This window comes from Ferruginibacter profundus (genome assembly GCF_054783275.1).
Genome location: NZ_BAAGQW010000002.1, coordinates 220,988 through 241,063, shown reverse-complemented (window position 1 = coordinate 241,063; position 20,076 = coordinate 220,988). Strand labels below are relative to the sequence as shown.

Annotated in this window: 17 protein-coding genes; 15 read left to right on the top strand and 2 right to left on the bottom strand. The window is 38.1% G+C overall.

Translation table 11 applies throughout. The features are described from left to right. Window positions 1-9: 9 nt before the first annotated feature. Together ACYVM0_RS11150 and ACYVM0_RS11145 are read right to left on the bottom strand one after the other, a co-directional pair. Window positions 10-1,095, bottom strand: a complete 1,086-nt coding sequence (locus tag ACYVM0_RS11150; RefSeq protein ID WP_460556966.1) for a cupredoxin domain-containing protein — start codon at window positions 1,093-1,095, stop codon at window positions 10-12. A gap of 24 nt (window positions 1,096-1,119) precedes the next feature. After that, window positions 1,120-3,288 (bottom strand): TonB-dependent receptor family protein, encoded by a 2,169-nt coding sequence (locus ACYVM0_RS11145; protein ID WP_460556963.1) that lies wholly within the window; start codon window positions 3,286-3,288, stop codon window positions 1,120-1,122. Window positions 3,289-3,608: 320 nt separating this feature from the next. Between ACYVM0_RS11145 and ACYVM0_RS11140 the strand changes: the two genes are divergently transcribed. The 15 genes from ACYVM0_RS11140 to ACYVM0_RS11070 all read left to right on the top strand — a co-directional run bounded on the left by ACYVM0_RS11140 (window position 3,609) and on the right by ACYVM0_RS11070 (window position 20,076). Next, window positions 3,609-4,193 (top strand): RNA polymerase sigma factor, encoded by a 585-nt coding sequence (locus ACYVM0_RS11140; protein WP_460556960.1) that lies wholly within the window; start codon window positions 3,609-3,611, stop codon window positions 4,191-4,193. Beyond that, entirely contained in the window at window positions 4,186-5,571 is a 1,386-nt protein-coding gene (locus tag ACYVM0_RS11135; protein WP_460556957.1) for an outer membrane beta-barrel protein, read from the top strand. Before ACYVM0_RS11140 ends, ACYVM0_RS11135 begins: the two co-directional genes overlap by 8 nt. 136 nt (window positions 5,572-5,707) lie before the next feature. Further along, window positions 5,708-6,682, top strand: a complete 975-nt coding sequence (locus tag ACYVM0_RS11130) for a YncE family protein (RefSeq protein ID WP_460556954.1) — start codon at window positions 5,708-5,710, stop codon at window positions 6,680-6,682. A 328-nt stretch (window positions 6,683-7,010) separates the two neighbouring features. After that, window positions 7,011-7,475, top strand: a complete 465-nt coding sequence (locus ACYVM0_RS11125) for an HYC_CC_PP family protein (protein WP_460556951.1) — start codon at window positions 7,011-7,013, stop codon at window positions 7,473-7,475. 99 nt (window positions 7,476-7,574) lie between these two features. After that, the gene (locus tag ACYVM0_RS11120; protein WP_460556948.1) at window positions 7,575-8,759 is read left to right on the top strand and encodes a TolC family protein; all 1,185 of its coding nucleotides are present in this window, start codon (window positions 7,575-7,577) and stop codon (window positions 8,757-8,759) included. Further along, a complete protein-coding gene (locus ACYVM0_RS11115; RefSeq protein WP_460556945.1) occupies window positions 8,756-10,432 on the top strand; it encodes an efflux RND transporter periplasmic adaptor subunit in 1,677 nt (558 codons plus the stop codon). Before ACYVM0_RS11120 ends, ACYVM0_RS11115 begins: the two co-directional genes overlap by 4 nt. Window positions 10,433-10,460: 28 nt before the next feature. Further along, window positions 10,461-10,820 (top strand): heavy metal-binding domain-containing protein, encoded by a 360-nt coding sequence (locus ACYVM0_RS11110; RefSeq protein WP_460556942.1) that lies wholly within the window; start codon window positions 10,461-10,463, stop codon window positions 10,818-10,820. A gap of 23 nt (window positions 10,821-10,843) precedes the next feature. Next, window positions 10,844-11,848 carry a heavy metal-binding domain-containing protein gene (locus ACYVM0_RS11105; protein WP_460556939.1) on the top strand — a complete coding sequence of 335 codons (1,005 nt, stop codon included), beginning with the start codon at window positions 10,844-10,846 and terminating at the stop codon, window positions 11,846-11,848. Window positions 11,849-11,871: 23 nt separating this feature from the next. Continuing rightward, window positions 11,872-12,309: a hypothetical protein gene (locus ACYVM0_RS11100; RefSeq protein ID WP_460556936.1), complete on the top strand. Its 438-nt coding sequence runs from the start codon at window positions 11,872-11,874 to the stop codon at window positions 12,307-12,309. Window positions 12,310-12,368: 59 nt separating this feature from the next. Further along, window positions 12,369-12,890: a YybH family protein gene (locus ACYVM0_RS11095; protein ID WP_460556933.1), complete on the top strand. Its 522-nt coding sequence runs from the start codon at window positions 12,369-12,371 to the stop codon at window positions 12,888-12,890. A gap of 4 nt (window positions 12,891-12,894) precedes the next feature. Beyond that, window positions 12,895-13,848 carry a DUF2231 domain-containing protein gene (locus ACYVM0_RS11090; protein WP_460556930.1) on the top strand — a complete coding sequence of 318 codons (954 nt, stop codon included), beginning with the start codon at window positions 12,895-12,897 and terminating at the stop codon, window positions 13,846-13,848. A gap of 11 nt (window positions 13,849-13,859) precedes the next feature. Next, window positions 13,860-16,145: a multicopper oxidase domain-containing protein gene (locus ACYVM0_RS11085; protein ID WP_460556927.1), complete on the top strand. Its 2,286-nt coding sequence runs from the start codon at window positions 13,860-13,862 to the stop codon at window positions 16,143-16,145. A gap of 58 nt (window positions 16,146-16,203) precedes the next feature. Further along, window positions 16,204-16,689 (top strand): DUF305 domain-containing protein, encoded by a 486-nt coding sequence (locus ACYVM0_RS11080; protein WP_460556923.1) that lies wholly within the window; start codon window positions 16,204-16,206, stop codon window positions 16,687-16,689. Between the two features lie 217 nt (window positions 16,690-16,906). Continuing rightward, window positions 16,907-17,701, top strand: coding sequence for a hypothetical protein (locus tag ACYVM0_RS11075; protein ID WP_460556920.1), 795 nt, complete (start codon window positions 16,907-16,909; stop codon window positions 17,699-17,701). Window positions 17,702-17,760: 59 nt separating this feature from the next. Then, window positions 17,761-20,076: a copper-translocating P-type ATPase gene (locus tag ACYVM0_RS11070; protein ID WP_460556917.1), complete on the top strand. Its 2,316-nt coding sequence runs from the start codon at window positions 17,761-17,763 to the stop codon at window positions 20,074-20,076.

The window sequence follows — 20,076 nt, the reverse complement described above, 5'->3', positions numbered from 1 at the left end:
TTGACAATTTTATTGTACATCATACAAAGCGATCATCCCTGCTGAAATATGGTCGTTTACGTGGCAGTGAAATTGCCAGGTACCTGTGTTGTCTGCTTTCATATCGGCAGTAATAAGATTTGCAGGGCCAAGAAACACCACATCTGTACGGCCGCCACTAACTTTAGCGGTGTTGCCGTGCCAATGGGCTGTGTGGTTATCCAGTTCATTCCCTAAATCCATTAAGTACCACCTTACTTTTTCACCTGCTTTTATATCGGTGAATTTACAATTGCCATACATCAGCCCATTTACAGAATGTTTCAAATTGCTTTCCAGAAAGTCAGGGTCGGCATTATCTATGTTGTTCAAAGTATATTTTAATTTATTAGCGTCTAAGTACAAACTGTTATTTTCATCAACTATCATAAAAAGAGAAAACTTTTCCTTGTCAATATCTTTTGCTTTATTGTTTTCTAAATAACCTTTTTTATAAATAACAATTGCTCCAACCAACCCTGCATAAATATCTTTATTATCATGCTCCATTACATGCGAATGATAAACCCAGCCTATTGATGAACCATCTTTTTCGGCAGGTCCTGAATTTTCTGTAACTGCCCATTTATAAGTAAAAGTATTGCCGGGGTCAACGCCCATGATACCTTCGTTATCTGCGTCGTACACCACACCATGCGGATGTATGCTGTAAGGGAATGTAGCTTTGTTTTTAAAAACCACTTTAATGCTGTCACCAACTTCTCCACGTATGATTGGGCCTACAATACCTAAGTCTGCAGACTCTTTTGGCTTTTTGGTGGTAAAAGTGGCATCAGTATATTCTACATATACGGCTTTTATATTTTTATTACCAATACGATTGGTATCATTTTGCAAAAAAACATTTTCAGTATTGCCAAATGCAGCACCTGTTACCTGATTAATTCCCGTTGGAACATAATTCCATTCTACTTCTTCAGCGGCAATATAGTAAACCCTTTGTACTGCGGGGGTGGTTAAATCAGTTGATGTAATAATGTTTTTTTCTTTTCTGCAACTCATCAAGGCTACTATTACTATACCTGTAACAAGTAAATATTTTTTAAAATTTCTCATAATTATTTTTACAGATGATTGGTATTAAAATTTAGCAGTAAACCCCACATAAAAACTACGGCCCACAGAGGGTATAATACCAGGGCCGGGATATTCGTCTGTTCTCCTGGTGAAATAAGATTTATCACCTATGTTATTTGAACCTGCTTTAATAGTGTAGTTATTAATTTTATAAGTAGCACTGATATCTAAAACGGTATATGCCGGAATGTAACCTGCAATGGGGTCATTACTTGTTTTTACATTTGATGCGTCGCCATAAGCATCGCCAACTGAATTTACCTGGAAGGTGGATGAAAAACATTTACTGCTAAAAATTACACCAACCCGGTTGATAGTTTTTGCAGCAGCTTCTACTCTCTTATCTTTAAACTCTCCGCTGGTATATCTTGCATCTATGTATGCAAATGAATTAAAAATACTTACTCCATATTTAGATTTTTGATTGATCGCTTTTAAAATATTGAGTTCTGCATAACTTTCAATTCCTTTATGAACACTGTTGGCAATATTTGTTCTCAAGGAATAGTCATTGCCGGTTACCGGATCTTGTTTTAATACTACACCAATCCTGTTATTATAAGCCATATAAAATCCCCCAATATCAAAGTTTAAATAATTTTTTATTGTGCCCCTGTAACCTAAATCAGCATTGAAACCATAAGCATCTTTCAGGTCAGGGTCAATTTTAGAAGTGATGCCAAAAGGTTCTAACTGGCTGTAATCAATGGGGCGGTATGCCTGACTAAAGTTTGCATATAGGCCGGTGTTTTTCGATGGTTTATATTCCATGCCTACCCCTGCTAATGCAAAATATCTGTTACGGCTTTGGTCGGGTACTTGTTTTATATTATCTACAACTTTGTAACCCTTTGCGGTACTGTTTAAATACTCAAACCTAAGGCCGGGAGTAATAGTTAATTTATTTCCTATCCTGAAAATATTTTCTAGAAAAGGTGCAATATTGGTAGTGGTAAAATCTAAATTATATCCCCAATCGCCAGTGATAGATAAATCGAAATCACTGTTGGTGGTACCTTCGCCGCCACCTTGTCGCTTGAACCAGGCATAACTATACCTTATTCCACCAGCAACGGTAGATGAATGTTTGCCCAATTTATAGGTGTGGGCAATTCTAAGTTCAGTAGTTGTGTTATGCATGTCTTCGCTTCCCACTTCTCTTGGTACAAAAGCATTGGTTGCAGGATCTATTTCATCCAACGCACTTGCTCCACCATCTTCGTTACGCCAAACCAAAGAACGGTTGCTGAAAAGGTAAGATGTTTTTAAACTGATGGTTGTGTTTTCCGAAGCTGTAAAGTTTGCGTAAGCAGTAACAATATTCCATGGGCTTTTTAGCCAGTTTCTTGCCCTTGTTGATGCTTTAGGGTTTGCATAAAACATACTGTCGGTTAAGCCTCCCGGCATTTTTAATTGATTGCGAAGCAAAGAATATTCAACACCAACATCTAATTTTCCAGTTGGCCTGTATTCAAATTTACCAAAACCTGACAGCTGCCATTGCTGGCTGTTGGGCCGGTAGCCATCCATATTTCTATATTGGATAAAACCGTAGTAATTGATTTTTTTGTAAGTCCCGCCCACTGAGTTAAAAGAATTAAACATTCCAAAACTTCCCATTGTTTGTGAGGTAGCAAATTCAAAAGGCTTATTCGTTGGCGCATCTTTGGTAACATAGTTTACCAGGCCACCAAACTGTGAACCAAATTGTAATGACGCTGCACCTCTCACCATTTCTATACGGCTTACTGCTTCCATTGGTGGAATATAATAGGCTTCGTTATAACCATAAACATCTGCGCTAATATTGTACCCGTTTTGCCGGGTATTCATTTCAATACTTTGGACTGGGTTTAATCCTCTTGTGGCAATACCGTTTGCAGTAAAGCCGCTGCTTTCAGTTTCCACAATGTTTAGACCAGGGATCCTTCCTAATATTTGACGGGTATTGTTGATGGCTTTGTTGGCATCTAAGCTATCCACAAGAATTATTTCATTTTTCTTGCCTGCGTAAATGATGCCGTTTTTTATTTCGGGCAAATGCCCAACACCATTTACCGTTTTGTAGCCTGTAACGGTTATTTCTTTTAAGGTTCGGCTACTATCGGCCTTTTGTGCATTTGCAATTAGCACACATAACAGTAAACATATTGTAACTAAAATTTTCCGCATATCTGTGTAGTTTTGTTTATCAGGCTGCAAATGTGACACATAATTGTTCTGCAACACTTCACAATCGGGAAAAGAAACAACGCAATCGGGAAAAAGGGAATGGTTTAAGACAATAGAATAGACCCCTGCCAAGAGGTATTTATCAATCTGTTAGATTTTTACTCCAATTTTTAAGTCTGTCATTAAACAAATTAATCTATCTCTTAGATAAGCATTAATGGCAGAACTTTGTCGTCAATTTCGGGTTTTAAAAACACAGGCAACCTTTTAGCTAAAAGAGCTGTATCATAATAAAACCATCAAAAAGAAAACAGTATTATTTGGCATTATCAAATCTGGAGCTACAAAATTTACTTAACGGGTGCCGGGAGAATAACCGGCATCAGGAAAGGCTGTTTTTTGATTGGCTCAAGGAGTTTGCTGCAAATGTTTGTTACAGGTACGCTTCCAGTAAAATTGAGGTACAGGACCTTGTATGCGATGGTTTTGTAAAAGTGTTTAAAAATCTACACTCCTACAACGAAGAAATTTACGGATGCAATGAAGCGGCTTTTAAAGGCTGGTTTAAAAGAGTGCTTATAAATAATTGTATTAATTACCGGGATAAGTTTCACCCGAAATTATCTCACACAGATGGTACTGCTCTTTTGATTGCCGATATGGAAGACGATTCGGAATCTGCTTTAGATATTATTGGTTACAATGAGATTTTAGATTGCATCATGGAACTACCACCGGGATATAAAATGGTTTTTAACCTATTTGCCATTGATGGGTATACACATGAAGAGATAGCGGGTATGTTAGGTATCAATGTGGGAACGTCTAAATCCAATTTATTTAAAGCCAAAAACCTGCTGAGAAAAGCCTTACAAAAAAAAACGATTCATAAAAAATATGTTTGACGTTAACGACCATTATTTAGAAGAAACAAGTAGAATTGCAGCGGAACAGTTTTCTGACAAAGGCCTTATCCCAGACTGGCAACAGCTTGAGAAGAAATTGAATATTGAATTGCCGGTTAAGAAAAAACGCAGAAGGTTTGTAGCTATATGGTTTTTATTTACAGTATTGTTTATTGGTTCTTTTTATGTGATTTATGACAGCAGCTATAATAGGGGGAAAGGGAAATACATTACAGCTGAATCAGCAATTAAAGAAAATACAGAGCAGAAAAAATCAATCCCGCCTTTTGATAATAAAAAAGAAAATCGGGACGATTTGAAAGTTAATGCAAATCAAATAATTGCAAGGAATGTTGCTGATGAATCCAGGGTAAATAAGATAGACTATACTTTTTCAGATCAACCAAATACTAAATCTCTTTTTAACTTAAATAACGCTGTTAAAGGAAGTAAAGTAGTTAGAAAGGGATTGAATAAATTAATAGTAAAATCTCCGAACGAAGAATTACTGATTGAGGAAACTGGGAAAGAAAATAATGCCAATGAATACTCCATAAGTTCAATTACTCAAGATATACTGGATAAAAAAGTAACGGTAAATAATTCTGAAGACAGCGCTATCGTTACTGATCCCGAAAAAAATATTATACCGGCGGAAAATATTTCTTTAAATAAGGACAGTGTAAATAATACAATCAGCAACACTAAGAAAAATAAAAAGGAAAGCAAATCCAGCCGGAGTTTCACCATTGCTGTTGCAGCAGGAACTAATATAAATAGTGTACATCTTAACAAATACTCAAAACCGGGGTTTGACTATGGCGTAATAGCAGGATACAGGATTTCTCCTAAAATAGAAATCAGAACCGGAGTCATTTTTTCCAGGAAATATTTTAGTACAACTGGAAAGAGTATATCTTTCGATTCTGCAAAACTTAATTTACCTTCTTACAGCAGTATAAACCTTGAAGAGGCAACCGGCTACTGCAGGTTTGTTGAAGTTCCGGTTATGCTTTATTATCATTTCTCCTCTAAAAGTAAAACCAGCTTTTATACGGGAGCAGGCTTTTCCATCAATAAAATGAGGATGGAAAATATACACTATACTTTCTTATTGAACAACAATACCATTGTTGAAAGAACACATGCAGGTGCGTACCATGATGCAAATGGTTATTCAGCTTCCATTACATCAAATTTTTCTTTTGGGTTAAATCATAAGATTTCTAACCGGTGGAGTGTTGCCTTTGAGCCTTACATTAAAATACCTTTAACCAGGGTTAATAATAATGATTTGAAATTTACTACGTTTGGTGCTTCCGCTTCAGTTATATTTAATCTTGCTAAAAAAATAAATAAGTTTACCGGGCAACCGTAATTCGTCTTTATCTGTACCATAATTTTTAAACTAATCTCAAATTAAAATGAAACAATTAAGATCTAATGTATCCATCCTGGCAGTATTGGCTTTAATCCTGCTTATGCCTTCTTGCAAAAAAAGTGAAAGTATGTCAATGACAGAAAAAAACATTGACTATCCGGCAGCTTATGTAGTGAACGGGGAAAGCAGCACCATTTCCGTAATTAAACTTAGTACAAATACTGTTACAGATAGCATTGATTTAATGAATAGTGGCGGCAGTTTGATTATGTGGCCGCATCATATTTATCATCACCAGTCTGGTGGAAATCACCATCTGGCAATTGGTGTTCCGGGCATGGATTTAAGTGCAGGCCATACAGGAGGTATGCCTGGTATGAAAGGCATGGTAGTAGTGATGGATGCTGTTACAGGTGTAATAAAAAAGAATCTTGACGTGCCTGTTATGAATCATAATGCAGTTTTTTCTCCGGATGGAAATGAAATATGGACTTCTCAAATGGATATGTCAGGAAAAGTAATGGTGTATGATGCAGCAACCTATGCTTTGAAAAATACGATTACAGTTGGAGACGAACCTGCTGAAGTTACCTTTAGCTCTGATGGTACAAAAGCCTATGTATGTAACGGAATGAGCAATACAGTAAGCGTTATAAATCCCTCTACAAAAGCTGTGGTAGCAACCATAAATGTAGATATGAACCCGGTTGGGGCATGGCCTGCAGCCAGTGGAAAAATGTTTGTTGATTGTGAAGATGGACAAAGTATTTCAGTTATTGATGTAGCCTCAAATGCCAAACTTGCAACAATTATGTTAGGATTTAAACCAGGCTATGCAGCACTTAATGCAACTAACAATGAATTATGGGTAAGTGATGCTACTAATGGGAAAGTTGCTTATTACCTGGATATGGGAGCTAATACATGGATGAAACATGGCGAGTTTGCAACAGGTGCGGATGCACATGCCATCGCATTTAATGGAAACTTTGGCTATGTAACTAACCAGGGGGCCAATACAGTGTCTGTAATTAATGTAACTACCCACGCAAAAGTCAAAGACATTGCGGTTGGTAAAAAGCCCAATGGGATTGCTTTTAAGTATTAGTAAGATAGGTTTAAGTTCAGGCACAGAATAGTAAGAAACTTACACCAGGTTAAAACCCGGTGTAAGTTTTATAAATTATCGGGCCTTGTTGTTGATTTAAAGGCACAACAGCATTGCCAGTATATATAAGTAATTTGGCAAGGGGCAACTATATTTTGACCGTGATAAACAGGGCTGCGGATATAAAAACTATCCGGTTTACCAAGTTATAACCATAATTGTGTAAATACTTTCCAAAATTATGTAAGCCTGAACAAAACAGTTGGCCTATCTTTATGACTTAAAAGGGGGGATTTTCAAAAAATAGCCCTATTTTTACGCCAGTTTAATGAAAAAAAACATATCAATACAATTAAAAGCGGCTGTCCTGCTGATAGTATTCGGGTTGAATACTATGGTAGGTTTTGCATGTGGCATTGGTATAGATATGGGATTTAACAGCACTCATCATCATGATCAAGAGGCTACGGAAATTCATGTTCATGCCGATGGCAAAAAAGATGATCATCATAATCCGTCTGCAAAGCATCAACATGAAGAAAAGAAAACGGATAGCAATGAAAAGAAAGGGTGTTGCAATGATGAGGTACAAAAACTCCAGCGATTAGACAAAGCGCTGAATCAAAATGCTAAGACAGCGATTGATACACCTGTATTTGTAGCTATAATCAGCACTTTTTTAGGTATAGATATTTTTAATTCAGCAAAGGCTTACCCTCCAAAATATCTTGCCAGGTTTTTTTATCCCCCTCCACCTGACATTCGCATAGCGATACAGAGTTTCCAGATTTGATTATTGTAACTGAGTTTGATGGGCATAGCCCATCGAACTATTACTGCTTTGCCCAAAGGCATAGTTGTTTTGTTTCAGTTATTGTAATTAAATTTTTTTATGTTCAAACGTATCATAACAGTCTTTACAGGGTTGCTTATAATAGCAAACGCTTACAGCCAGAAAATTATTTCCGAAGCGGATGCTGTAAGTATGGCTGTAAAAAACAGCAGGAATATTTCCGCTGCCGGGTTATCCATTTTACAACAAAGGCAATTACTAAAAAGCAGTATAAATCTGCCCAACCCCGATGTCTTTATCGAAAGCCCTACCGGAAAATTTTATACCGGGAGTATTACCCAATCAACTGAATTTCCTACAGTTTACAGTAAGCAATACCAGTTGCAAAAGCAACGGATCGTACTGGCAGAAAAAGAAAAAGGCTTTACAGAAAATGAAGTAAAGTTTCAGGCAAAACAATTGTATTTGTTGCTGCAATACGCATCTGCACTGCAGCAGCAATTATATGTACAGGATACCGTGTACGAACGCATCAGCAAAGCGGCAGGCCGGCAGTTTGATGCTGGACAAATTGATTACCTGCAAAAAGCATTTACTGAAAGCCAGTACGGCGAAATACATAATCAATATTTACAGGCGCAACGTACCATCGGCAATCTGCAAAGCCAGTTACAATATCTCACTGGTTTGCAGGAAACTTTTATAGCAGCGCCACTTGATACCAACGTTTTGGAGGTTGCAATAACCAATGACAGCAGTGCTTTTGCAGCGAACCCATCTATACAAATCTTTAATCAGTCAAGTGTGATTGCCCAAAAAAATATTGCATTGCAAAAAGCAAAAGCATTGCCCGGCCTGGCATTTGGGTACTTTAACCAGGGCGAAAGAAATACACCCATTGGCAATCGTTTTCGTGTTGGTTTTACGGTGCCTTTGTGGTTTGGACAGTATAAAAGCAATATCAACGCCGCAAAAACGGAGTGGGAAATTAATAAACAAAAGGCAAGTGGTTTACAACAACAGCTTTCTGTTCAACTGATACAGGCACAAAACGAATTGTCTATCTACACGCAATCATTACAATACTATAAAAATACCGGCATCCCTAAAGCCAATGTAATTATTGGTACTGCAAAGCGATTTTTTGAAAGCGGCGAAAATGATTATATCAATTACCTGCGGACCATCAATGATGCTTATTCAATACAATTAAAATACCTGGAGGTTATAAGAAATTATAACCAGGCCATCTTATCTATAAAATATATAACAGGAACATTATGATAAAGAAAATCTTGATTTTATTGCTGCTCATCCCTTCTTTGGTTTTTGCACATGGTGGAGAGGACCACGGAGATGCTAAAAAGGAAGGTGCTAAACCTGCGGCTTATTTTAGCAGCGAAGCTGTATCGGATGTATATGAGTTGCTTGCAAAATATCAGCCGCTGATGCCAGGTAAAGAGGCAACACTTAAATTATTTGTAAGCGACTTTAATAGCAATGCACCGGTTGACAGTGCCACATTGCAAATTGCAGTTGCTGATAATCCCAATATTAAATTAGTTGTATCCCAAATTGATAAAGGAGTGTATGAGGTGAAAGGGATATTCCCCGACAAAAAATCATACAACCTCACCGTTAATATTAACTCATCGCTTGGCCCCGATTTGATATTGCTAAATGAAATAATTGTTGGTAAGGAGTTGGAAACATCAGTTACTGGCGTTCATGTTGATAAACACTGGTATCAAAGCTCCTGGTTTTTTGGTATAACAGGATTATTAACCGGCTTACTGTTGATGTTTTTTGTAATGAAAAGAACAAATAGAAAAGTTGCTGCAAGCATTATGATCCTGCTTTGCCTGTTACCCACTGCTACATATAACACAGCCTCGGCACATGGTGGCGAAGATGATGAGGCTGGCAGTAAATCCGGAGGTGCCCTATCATCAACATTCATGGTTGAAAAAGAAACCCAATTTTTGTTTGGAATATTCACACAAAAAATTGAAACCGGGGATTTTAATCAATCAGTGCAGGTGCTGGGCACCATTATTCCTTCATCGCAGGGAAAAGCAGTAATACAATCGCCCCAAGCAGGAAAAATAGTTACCTTAAAAGTATCCGTAGGGCAAAAAGTTTCTTCGGGACAGGTGTTGGCAGTTATAGAACAGCAGGTAGATGCAGGTACGCAAATCAATATTCTTTCTCAAAGAAATACATTAGATGCTGAATTTAATGCAGCCAAAGCTCAATACGAGAGACTAAAAGCTATAGAAGATATAGCTGCTAAAAAAGATGTGACCGAAGCAAAAGCCAGGTATGAAACCGCATTAAAAAATAAGCAGTTGTTTGCAGACAATGCCGGACGCAGCAATGGTAATACAAGAATGATAACCCTTACAGCCCCCATCAGCGGTGTGGTTGGTGCATTTAACTATTCTATAGGTGCGGTGGTTAATGCTGGTGAAACATTATTTGATATTACCAATCTTGAAAAAGTGCTGGTAGAAACACAGGTATTTGCCAATGATGCAGCACAGTTAAAATCTGCAGAAAACATCACTGCATCATCTAATATACAAAATGATACCACTACCTATCGTTTAAAATTAGTTTCAACTGCCCAGTCTGTTAATGGGGCCAATCAATCTCAAAAAGTAATTTTCGAAATCATCAATCCTAAATCTCAATTTAAAATTGGCGAAAATATTAAGGTGTTTATTTTTTCAAAAGATATTTCAACACAGGTAATTGTGCCAACCGATGCCATTGCAGAAATAAACGGCAAGCCTGCGATATTTGTAAAAGATAAGGCGGAACGATACAGCATCAGCTACATTAACAAGGGTACATCTAACGCTAAATTCACTGCTATAATTAAAGGAGTTGAGGAAGGCGAAATAGTGGTAACAACCGGGGTATATCAGATGAAAACAATCTATTTAAATCAATAAATATCTCTAATAATTAAAAAAAAAGCAAATGAAACAATTCAGAATTATTCTTTCAATGGCAGTAGCCGCATTTTCTTTTACTGCGGTAAATGCTCAATCTGCAAAAGCCAAAACCGACAGTGTAGCTAAAGATACGGTTGTTTACCAATGCCCGATGAAATGCGAAGGAAGCAAAACCTACGATAAGGCAGGTAAATGCCCTAAGTGTGGCATGAATTTAAAAGCTGTGGCAAAACCGGCAGTGGTAGCACTATATCAATGCCCGATGAAATGTGAAGGAGATAAAACATACGATAAGGCAGGTAAATGCCCGAAGTGTAATATGAACCTTGCTAAAGTAGAAAAAAAGATAAAAACAGAAAATCATCAGGGGCACATTCATAATTAATTAATCAAACAAAAAACAGATACATGAAAAAAGGATTTAAAATTTCTATGGCTGCTTTAGCCATTGCGACAGTGACATTTTTTACGGCTTGCAACAACAGCGCAGATACAACAAAAAAAGAAACTGCTGACACTGCAATGAATGCGATGACACATGAAGGCGGCGACCATATATACGCCTGTCCAATGCACCCGGAAGTAACCGGTAAAGAAGGTGATACCTGCCCCAAATGCGGCATGAAGCTGGAACACAACGATAATGCTGGCAGCACAAGTAATGTTAGTATGCAGTTTACTGCTACGCCTGCTTCGCCCAATGCCAACGAAGAAGTTACTTTATCTATGACGCCAAAATTGAAAGACAAACCCAATGAACAGGTGCCGTTAGATGTAGAGCATACAAAAAAAATTCACCTGATTGTGGTAAGCGAAGATTTAAGCTGGTTCAACCATATTCACCCGGAATTAAATGCGGATGGTTCTTATACAGTGAAAGAAAAATTTCCTTTCCCCGGCAAGTACACATTATTTGCAGATTATAAACCAAGCGGTGCAAACCATACGGTAGATAATTTGAATGTAACAGTGGCAGGTACCGCACCTGCGGCAAAAACTTATGGGGCAGATAAATTAACAGGTGCCGGTGGTGATGGATTTTCTGTTTCACTTTCGCCTGAAGGCGGTAAGTTTCTAACCAATATGCCCATGCACATTAATGGTGTGATGATGCTGAATGGTAAAGAAGTAGATGTAAATACATTAGAAGATTACCTCGGTGCAAAAGCACACATGGTGGTAGTAAGTCTTGCTGATAAAAAGTATTTGCATGTACACCCAAGTGTAGAAGGCGGCAAGTTTGATCTACATACCACTTTTGATAAACCGGGTGTTTACCGTGGCTGGATACAATATCAATCAAAAGGGAAAGTATATACCAGCGATTTTGTTTTCAATGTAGCAGAAGGAACAGCGGCCAACATGAAAGACATGAAACATGATAGCATGGACATGAAAGAAATGAAACACTAATTTTTAAACATAAAACAAAAAATATGAAAGCGTTAAAATTGAAAACAATTGTTGCAGTATTTGCAATGATGCTGTTAGGGGTTACTACTACTTTTGCACAAAAGAATCCACACAATGTAGGTGTTGCAGGTAAAGGCCCACACGGTGGCACGGTGCAGGAAGCTGATCCAAACCATGCAGAAATATTATTGAAGGATGCTATGCTGCAATTCTTTGTGCTGGATGGTGATGCAAAGCCAATGGCCAACAAAGGAATTACCGGTACAGTACTGTTGCAATTTGCGGACGGTACTTCAAAAACCGTTGCTCTTATGCCAATGGGTACAGAGGGCTTTATGGCCGATGATGCCAAAGCAGCAACATATGTCAATGCTATTGCGACTTTTAAAGTAAACGGCAAATCTGTTTCTGCAAAGTTTAAAAATAAACCTGCAAAACCTGCCGATACCCATCACCATTAATCATTTTATAAGAACACAGGTAACAAGTACCTGTGTTCTTATTCATCAAAAGGAATAAAATGAAAAAGATATTAAGTGCTTTAGGAGTTTGTTTAGTAATGCTTTCTTCGTTTGCACAAAGTAAAGAAGCAGGTACAGAGAGAGAAGCAATAAAGCAATTCGTGACAAAGGATGACAACTTACCTGTATCTCCAAAAGCCAAAGACGAAGAGGCCGTAAAGTTGGTATTAAAGCAATACAACAACGCCGTTGAAAAATTAGATGTCACCGGTACAGAAAAACTATTTACAGCGGATTCGAGAATTTATGAATCAGGTGGTAGTGAAGGGAACTATGCCCATTATTTAGAACACCACCTAGCCCCTGAGTTGAAAGAATTCAAATCCTTTACATTCAGCAATTACAAAGTAGAAGTACAGGTTGATGGTAATTATGCTTTTACCACAGAGACTTATAATTATACAATTGTAATAGCTAAGGATAATACAGAAGCAAAACGAAAAGGAATAGCTACTTCTGTTTTAAAGAAAATAAAAGGCGAATGGAAGATTATGATTGCACATAGTTCATCAAGAAAATAAAAAAATGTTTAAAGATTTTTCTTCCCTGCACCCCCTGGCTGTACACTTTCCGATAGTGCTGATATTGCTTGCTGCTGCATTTCAGGCAGTGTTAGTTGTAAAGGACTGGAAGCAAATTCGCTGGGCTACGTTTTTCATTATGGTAGCAGCTTTTTTTTCGGCATTGGCCGCCAGTACCATTCTGCATGCAGAGCCTTCAGCAGATGCACCCAAAGCCGCCATGGAGATGTTTGAGGCTCACGAAAAATATGCAGCATACACCCTGTGGATGTCGGGTATTACGCTGTTGCTTAAAAGCATTGGTATTTTTTTTAAAATATTCAGGCGGCCTTACGATATAATTGTGCTTATTGCCGCAATCATTGCTGCGGTTTTTCTATCTATTGCAGGTCATCATGGGGCAAGGCTAACACATGTTGCCGGTGTTGGCCCCATGGGCAGATATTTAATGAAAGAACACGGTATGGGAGGAGGTGATATGGAAATGAATGGTGATAGTACCATGAAGATGGATGACAAAATGCCCGGCATGGATACCATGCAAAATATGAAAGGTATGGATAGCATGAAGAATGTGAATGAAATGAAAAATATGCCTGGCATGAAAGAAACGAACAGCCAGAAAGAGATGGACAACATGAAGGATATGAAAGACATGAAAAATATGCCTGGTATGAATACCAATAAAAATATGAAAGGAACGAAGGAGATGAAAGGCATGCAGAATATGGATGGTATGCCAGTCATGAAAAGTAACAATAACATGAAAGGCATGAAAGGAATGGATAACATGAAAGATATGAAGGATATGAAAAACATTCCGGCTATGGATACGATGAAAAACATGAAAGGAATGGATATGCCCGGTATGAATATGAAAACTAATGCAATGGATACTATCCGCTTTCCTGATAATAACCCTGCACAAAAAAAATCAAAGAAGCCGGCAAAACAATAAATCAGTCTGAGATGAAAAAGCTATTTCCCTTTTTATTGTTTCTTCCTTTTTACAGTATGGCGCAAAGCAATCCACCCATGCAAATGAATATGGGTAAAAATAAGACGATGCCCAAAACAACTCCCTACAATCTTCCTTTGCAGCCTTCACCTGTAAAAGCAGGAGTTGCTTACACCGGAAAAAAAGTGGAATATGACTTATATGTAACCGATACAATGGTGAACTTTACCGGCAAACACCGCCATGCCATTGCTATCAATGGACAAATACCGGCACCAATTCTTGAATTTACTGAAGGCGATACCGCCATCATACGTGTGCACAATCAAATGAAGATGGAGACTTCAATTCACTGGCATGGTATATTATTGCCCAATAGGGAGGATGGTGTTCCCTATTTAACTACATCACCAGTAAAAGCAGGTGAAACTTATACTTTCACTTTCCCGCTTATTCAAAGCGGAACATACTGGTATCATTCACATACCATGCTGCAGGAGCAAAGTGGGTTGTATGGTTCTATTGTAATACATCCTGCCGTGGAGGAACCAAAATTGAAAGAATATGTAGTGCTGCTGTCAGACTGGACGGATGAAAATCCCCACCAGGTACTGCGTTACCTGAAACGTGGCGGCGAATGGTACGCCATAAAAAAAGGCGCATTGCAAAGTTACGGTGAGGCCATTGCAGCAGGTTATTTTAAAGACAAACTAAAACAGGAATGGCAGCGTATGCCCGCTATGGATGTGTCAGATGTCTATTACAATAAATTTTTACTGAACGGGCAACAAAAAAATGAGTTTAAAGATGCAAAGCCCGGCGAAGTAATCAGGTTGCGTATTATTAATGGCTCGGCATCCACTTATTTTAATCTGCAATATGCCAACAGCTATATGCGGTTGATTGCTGCAGATGGAATAAATGTAACACCTATATCGGTTAATAAATTAGAAGTCGCTATCGCAGAAACCTATGATGTATTAGTTACCGTACCTGAAAATGGCGCAGCTGAACTAAGGGCTACATCCTGGGATGTAACTGGTTATTCATCTGCTTATTTCGGTAATGGCCCAGCAATAAACGCACCTGATATTCCTAAACTCAATTATTTTAAAATGATGAGGGAAATGGGCAGTATGAATATGAGAGGGATGAACATGGGCGGTATGGACATGAAAGGAATGGACGTGAAGAATACGGATATGAACAAAATGCAAATGCCAGTTGATACCTCAGCCAATAAAATGGATATGAATATGGGTAATATGGAGGGTATGGACATGGGAGCAATGCAGGGAATGGATAACATGATGCCACCGGGTGAATTTAATTATAATATGCTACGGGCTTTGCACCCCACAACTTTAGATTCCAGTTTAAAACCAAGAGAAGTTAAATTGACGCTTACCGGAAATATGCTGCGGTACGTATGGTCTTTCAACTTTAAAACTTTATCTGTTGCCGATAAAATCCTGATCCGTAAGGGTGAACGAGTAAGATTTGTTTTGACCAACAACACTATGATGCGTCACCCTATGCACCTGCACGGCCACTTCTTCCGCTTTATTAATGCACAGGGCGAATATTCACCTATGAAACATACGTTTGATATTAAACCCATGGAAACAGTTACCATTGAGTTTGAAGCAAACGAAGAACAGGACTGGTTTTTTCATTGCCATATTTTATACCACATGATGGCTGGCATGGCCCGTATTGTAAGTTATGAAGGCAGTGAACAAAATGAATTTGCAAAAGCCGGTTACAAAAAATTGAAGAAAGAAGACAATGCTCTTTATCCGTGGTATGATTTATCAGTACACTCCCAGGGTGCCTGGTTAAGCGGCAATATTTCCAACAATAAAAATGCCCTGGAGTTTGAAGGAAGGATGGACTGGAAGGGAAATTTTGAAACGGAAACACACCTGCTGCGTTATCTTGATAAACAGCAATATCTAGCCTTTTATGTTGGGTACGATTACAGAAAAAATAAAACGCTGCCGCTATTCAACAAGCCGAATAGCAAAGACAACCGCCATGTATTTGATGCAGGTTTTTATTATCTGCTGCCGATGCTTGTTCGATCAGAATGGAGGGTTGATAATACAGGCAGGCTGCGCCTGCAATTGGAAAGAAAGGATTTACCGCTGAGCAATAATTTCTTTTTTGATTTCAGAGTAAATACCGATAAGGAATATAATGTAGCGGCAAAATATATGATTGCGAAATCATTTTCCATCAGCACAAATTATGACAGCGATTATAAATGGGGAATTGGATTAACATGGCATTATTGATTGTATTATTTGAACCGACATAAAAATGGAATCTATTTTTCACTTTTAAAATAATAATATGGAAATGCATAATATGGAAAACATGCCAATGGCAGACAAATCCCTATATTCAAAATTAATCTGGATGATAATTATCTCCTTTAGCACCATGTTTATATTGATGTATTCGATGGTTGATAAGTTCGCCAATGTTGTCATCAATATTAACCAGTTTTACATGGCTGGGCTTATGACGGCTCCTATGATAATAATTGAAATGATACTTATGGGTGGCATGTACATGAATAAAAAACTAAACCTCATTATTATTTCAATAAGTGCTGTGGTGCTTGTAGTCTGCTTCTTTTTTATAAGGGTGCAAACGGCAGTATCCGACAGGCAATTTCTAAAATCAATGATACCACACCATGCAGCCGCTTTGTTAATGGTAAATGGTGCAAAAATTGGCGACCCCGAAATAAGAAAACTTGCCGATGATATTATTTCATCACAACAAAAGGAAATTGATTTTATGAAGGCCAAATTGAAAGAGATGGAAAAATAGTAACGGAATAGTTAGAAGGATTACATTAAAACTGTAAATTTTTTAAAACTACAATTTGTAATATGGAACATAACAACGATATTTTACAATCGGCTTTTGCTTATACTTCAGAATATGTGAATGATGTAATTCCATTCAGGAATTGCGTAATATTTACTATGGTAATAAAATTAACTTTATTGCATTGTGAAAATTCTTTCATAATTAAAAATTTAAAATGAAAAATAATATAAGCTCAAGTTACAAGATGCTAAAGTTTGTTATGTTCTCATTCGTTATTTTCGGTGCTAGCACATTTTCTGCATACAGCCAGCAAATGCCGAAAATGAAGACCGATTCTGCAAAAGTTAAAAATGTCAATGATAAAAGCAGCCAAATGAGTAATGATGAAGAAATAGCTCATCCTTTCTTTACACACATGGGCATGCCTGAAGCCGTGGGTACCTACAGCTTGCGGTTTGCTGCATTAGCCACCCGGATGGATGGTACAACAAAAGGTGATTTTGCTTTTCACTTTGAAACCGGTCTTTCAAAATTTGTCGGGCTTCACATAAGAAATGACCGCTTTTTAGATAATACACATACGGAAATAATGTTTCAGTTTGCGGCAATAAGAAGTAAAGATGGTATGAGTGGGTTTTCTCCCATCATAGAGTTTGAAATTCCTACAAAGAAAGGGGCAAGCCGTATCAATACCTTGGTAGGTTTTTCCACTGCCGTTGTTAAATCCCGTTTTGCTTTTAATCAGGTACTCCATTACAACCCCCGGGAAGATATGATTGATGGCAGTGCCGCATTTGTTTATAGGGTGAACAAAGGAGTGTTTTTTGTGGTTGAAATTTTAGGTAAAAAAATGCAGGATGCACAAGCCATGATTAACCTGCTTGGAGGGGTTAAAGTAAAGCTTAATAAATATATTATTCTTGGAATAGGTTATCAACAACCAATTACAACCAATAAGGAATTTTCATCGCAGTATATTTTTCAGCCAGATATGGAATGGAAAAGGTAGTAACACAAAATAATAAGCCAGTTAATATTTTACCAACTTTCTAACTAAAATATAAAGAAATGGTACATCAACATCATAGCAACATCAGTGAGACAGGTACAATGTACACCTGCCCTATGCATCCGGAAATAGTGCAGGATAAACCCGGCCATTGCCCTAAGTGTGGAATGAACCTGGTTCCTGTAAAAGCTGAAACGGATTTAGCGGCCTCAGATAATCAATTTATTGACAATAAGCAGCCGGTTAGTCATGAAGGTCACAATCATAAAAAAGCGGTAAGAGCCGATTCAAATAAAGCCTTGCAGGGTTTTCAAAAATATACTTGTCCTATGCATCCACACATACTAAGGGATGCGCCGGGTAAGTGTCCATTATGTGGTATGACCCTGGAACCGGTTGTAACCGCAGGTACTGATAGTGCTCATGGAAAACACAATAAGCATAGTGGAATGATAGCTGATTTCCGCAAAAGGTTTTATACCGTATTGGTGCTTACCATTCCTATAATGTTGCTATCAGGGATGATACAACACTGGCTGAATATTCATATTAGCTTCCCCGGTTCAAAATATGTATTGCTGGCATTATCCTCAGTTGTTTTCTTTTATGGCGGCTGGCCTTTTTTAAAGGGATTGGTAGACGAAGCCAAAGCAAAAAATCCCGGCATGATGTTCCTGATTGGCTTTGCCATAACAGTTGCTTATGGTTATAGCGTAGCCATTGTGTTTGGCTTGCAGGGCATGGATTTCTTTTGGGAACTGGCAACACTGATACTCATCATGCTCCTGGGGCATTGGATAGAAATGAGATCCGTAGCCGGGGCATCAAGGGAATTGGAATTGCTGGTGCAGTTAATGCCTTCAGAGGCCCACAAAGTAAATGGGCAAATGACGGTGGATGTAAAAACAGATACCCTGAAAGAAGGCGATTTGATTTTAATAAAACCCGGAGAAAAAGTGGCAGCCGATGGAATAATTGATGATGGTGAAACCTATTTGAACGAAAGTATGCTTACTGGCGAAAGTAAACCGGTGCAAAGGATAAAAGGAGAGAAAGTAATTGCCGGTTCTATCAACGGAAATGGAGCTATTAAAATCATGGTGTCGCATGGTACAAAAGACTCTTATTTATCGCAGGTAATAAAGCTGGTACAGGATGCCCAAAACTCCAAATCCAATACGCAACTTTTAGCAGATAAAGCAGCAAAATGGTTAACTGTTATTGCAATTGTAGCAGGGATATCAACATTTTTATATTGGTATTTAACAGGACAGTCTCTGGCGTTTGCTATGGAGCGGATGGTTACTGTAATTGTTATTTGCTGCCCCCATGCCCTGGGGCTTGCTGTACCATTAGTAGTTGCTAAATCAACTGCACTGGCTGCAAAAAGCGGTTTGCTGATTAAGAACCGGACAGCATTTGAAAATGCAAGAAAAATAACCACGATTGTATTTGATAAAACAGGAACATTAACTGTTGGCAAATTTCAGGTAATACGATATGTAACGCACAGCATAAACTTTACAAAAGAACAGGTACTGCAATATGCAGCCGCACTGGAACAAAATTCAGAGCATCCGATTGCAACGGGTATTACTGCCAGGGCTAAAGAATTAAACATGTCTTTACCCGAAGTAAAGGGGTTTGAAGCTATTACCGGAAAGGGAATTACCGGAATTATTGACGGCAAAAATGTAATGGTTGTTAGTCCTGGCTATTTAAAAGAAAAATTTACATTTCTTACAAAAGATGATACAGTAAAAGCTGAGGAAACATTGGTATTTGTATTAGTAGATGAGGATATAGCCGGTTCTATCGCACTTGCTGATGAGATCCGCACCGAATCTTTTGATGCAATAAAAACATTGCGTCAAAATAAAATCAAAACCACCCTGCTCACCGGCGATAATACAGTTGTTGCCAAAGGAGTAAGTGAACGGTTAGGTATGGATGGTTTTATTGCCGAAGTGTTACCTCATCAAAAATTAGAAAAGATAAAAGACCTGCAAAGTAAAGGCGAATTTGTCGCCATGACCGGTGATGGTGTAAACGATGCGCCAGCTTTGGCAATTGCAGATGTTGGTATCGCCGTTGGCAGCGGCAGTGATATTGCTGCAGAAACAGCAGGAATAGTTTTGGTAAACAGTAACCCCAAAGATGTGGTGAATCTCATTTTATTTGGCAAAGCCACTTACCGGAAAATGATACAGAATTTAATTTGGGCAACAGGGTATAATATAATTGCATTACCACTGGCAGCAGGGGTTTTATATAATCAGGGTGTTTTATTAAGCCCTGCCGCAGGTGCAGTATTAATGACGGTGAGTACTGTGGTGGTGGCGATTAATGCAAGCATGTTAAAAGTAAAGAAATAA

Excerpts from the sequence above, each read along its gene's own strand:
- ACYVM0_RS11150 (WP_460556966.1), bottom strand. The coding sequence starts at position 1,095 with ATGAGAAATTTTAAAAAATATTTACTTGTTACAGGTATAGTAATAGTA.
- ACYVM0_RS11145 (WP_460556963.1), bottom strand. The coding sequence starts at position 3,288 with ATGCGGAAAATTTTAGTTACAATATGTTTACTGTTATGTGTGCTAATT.
- ACYVM0_RS11135 (WP_460556957.1), top strand. The coding sequence starts at position 4,186 with ATGTTTGACGTTAACGACCATTATTTAGAAGAAACAAGTAGAATTGCA.
- ACYVM0_RS11130 (WP_460556954.1), top strand. The coding sequence starts at position 5,708 with ATGACAGAAAAAAACATTGACTATCCGGCAGCTTATGTAGTGAACGGG.
- ACYVM0_RS11125 (WP_460556951.1), top strand. The coding sequence starts at position 7,011 with ATGAAAAAAAACATATCAATACAATTAAAAGCGGCTGTCCTGCTGATA.
- ACYVM0_RS11120 (WP_460556948.1), top strand. The coding sequence starts at position 7,575 with ATGTTCAAACGTATCATAACAGTCTTTACAGGGTTGCTTATAATAGCA.
- ACYVM0_RS11115 (WP_460556945.1), top strand. The coding sequence starts at position 8,756 with ATGATAAAGAAAATCTTGATTTTATTGCTGCTCATCCCTTCTTTGGTT.
- ACYVM0_RS11110 (WP_460556942.1), top strand. The coding sequence starts at position 10,461 with ATGAAACAATTCAGAATTATTCTTTCAATGGCAGTAGCCGCATTTTCT.
- ACYVM0_RS11105 (WP_460556939.1), top strand. The coding sequence starts at position 10,844 with ATGAAAAAAGGATTTAAAATTTCTATGGCTGCTTTAGCCATTGCGACA.
- ACYVM0_RS11100 (WP_460556936.1), top strand. The coding sequence starts at position 11,872 with ATGAAAGCGTTAAAATTGAAAACAATTGTTGCAGTATTTGCAATGATG.
- ACYVM0_RS11095 (WP_460556933.1), top strand. The coding sequence starts at position 12,369 with ATGAAAAAGATATTAAGTGCTTTAGGAGTTTGTTTAGTAATGCTTTCT.
- ACYVM0_RS11090 (WP_460556930.1), top strand. The coding sequence starts at position 12,895 with ATGTTTAAAGATTTTTCTTCCCTGCACCCCCTGGCTGTACACTTTCCG.
- ACYVM0_RS11085 (WP_460556927.1), top strand. The coding sequence starts at position 13,860 with ATGAAAAAGCTATTTCCCTTTTTATTGTTTCTTCCTTTTTACAGTATG.
- ACYVM0_RS11080 (WP_460556923.1), top strand. The coding sequence starts at position 16,204 with ATGGAAATGCATAATATGGAAAACATGCCAATGGCAGACAAATCCCTA.
- ACYVM0_RS11075 (WP_460556920.1), top strand. The coding sequence starts at position 16,907 with ATGAAAAATAATATAAGCTCAAGTTACAAGATGCTAAAGTTTGTTATG.
- ACYVM0_RS11070 (WP_460556917.1), top strand. The coding sequence starts at position 17,761 with ATGGTACATCAACATCATAGCAACATCAGTGAGACAGGTACAATGTAC.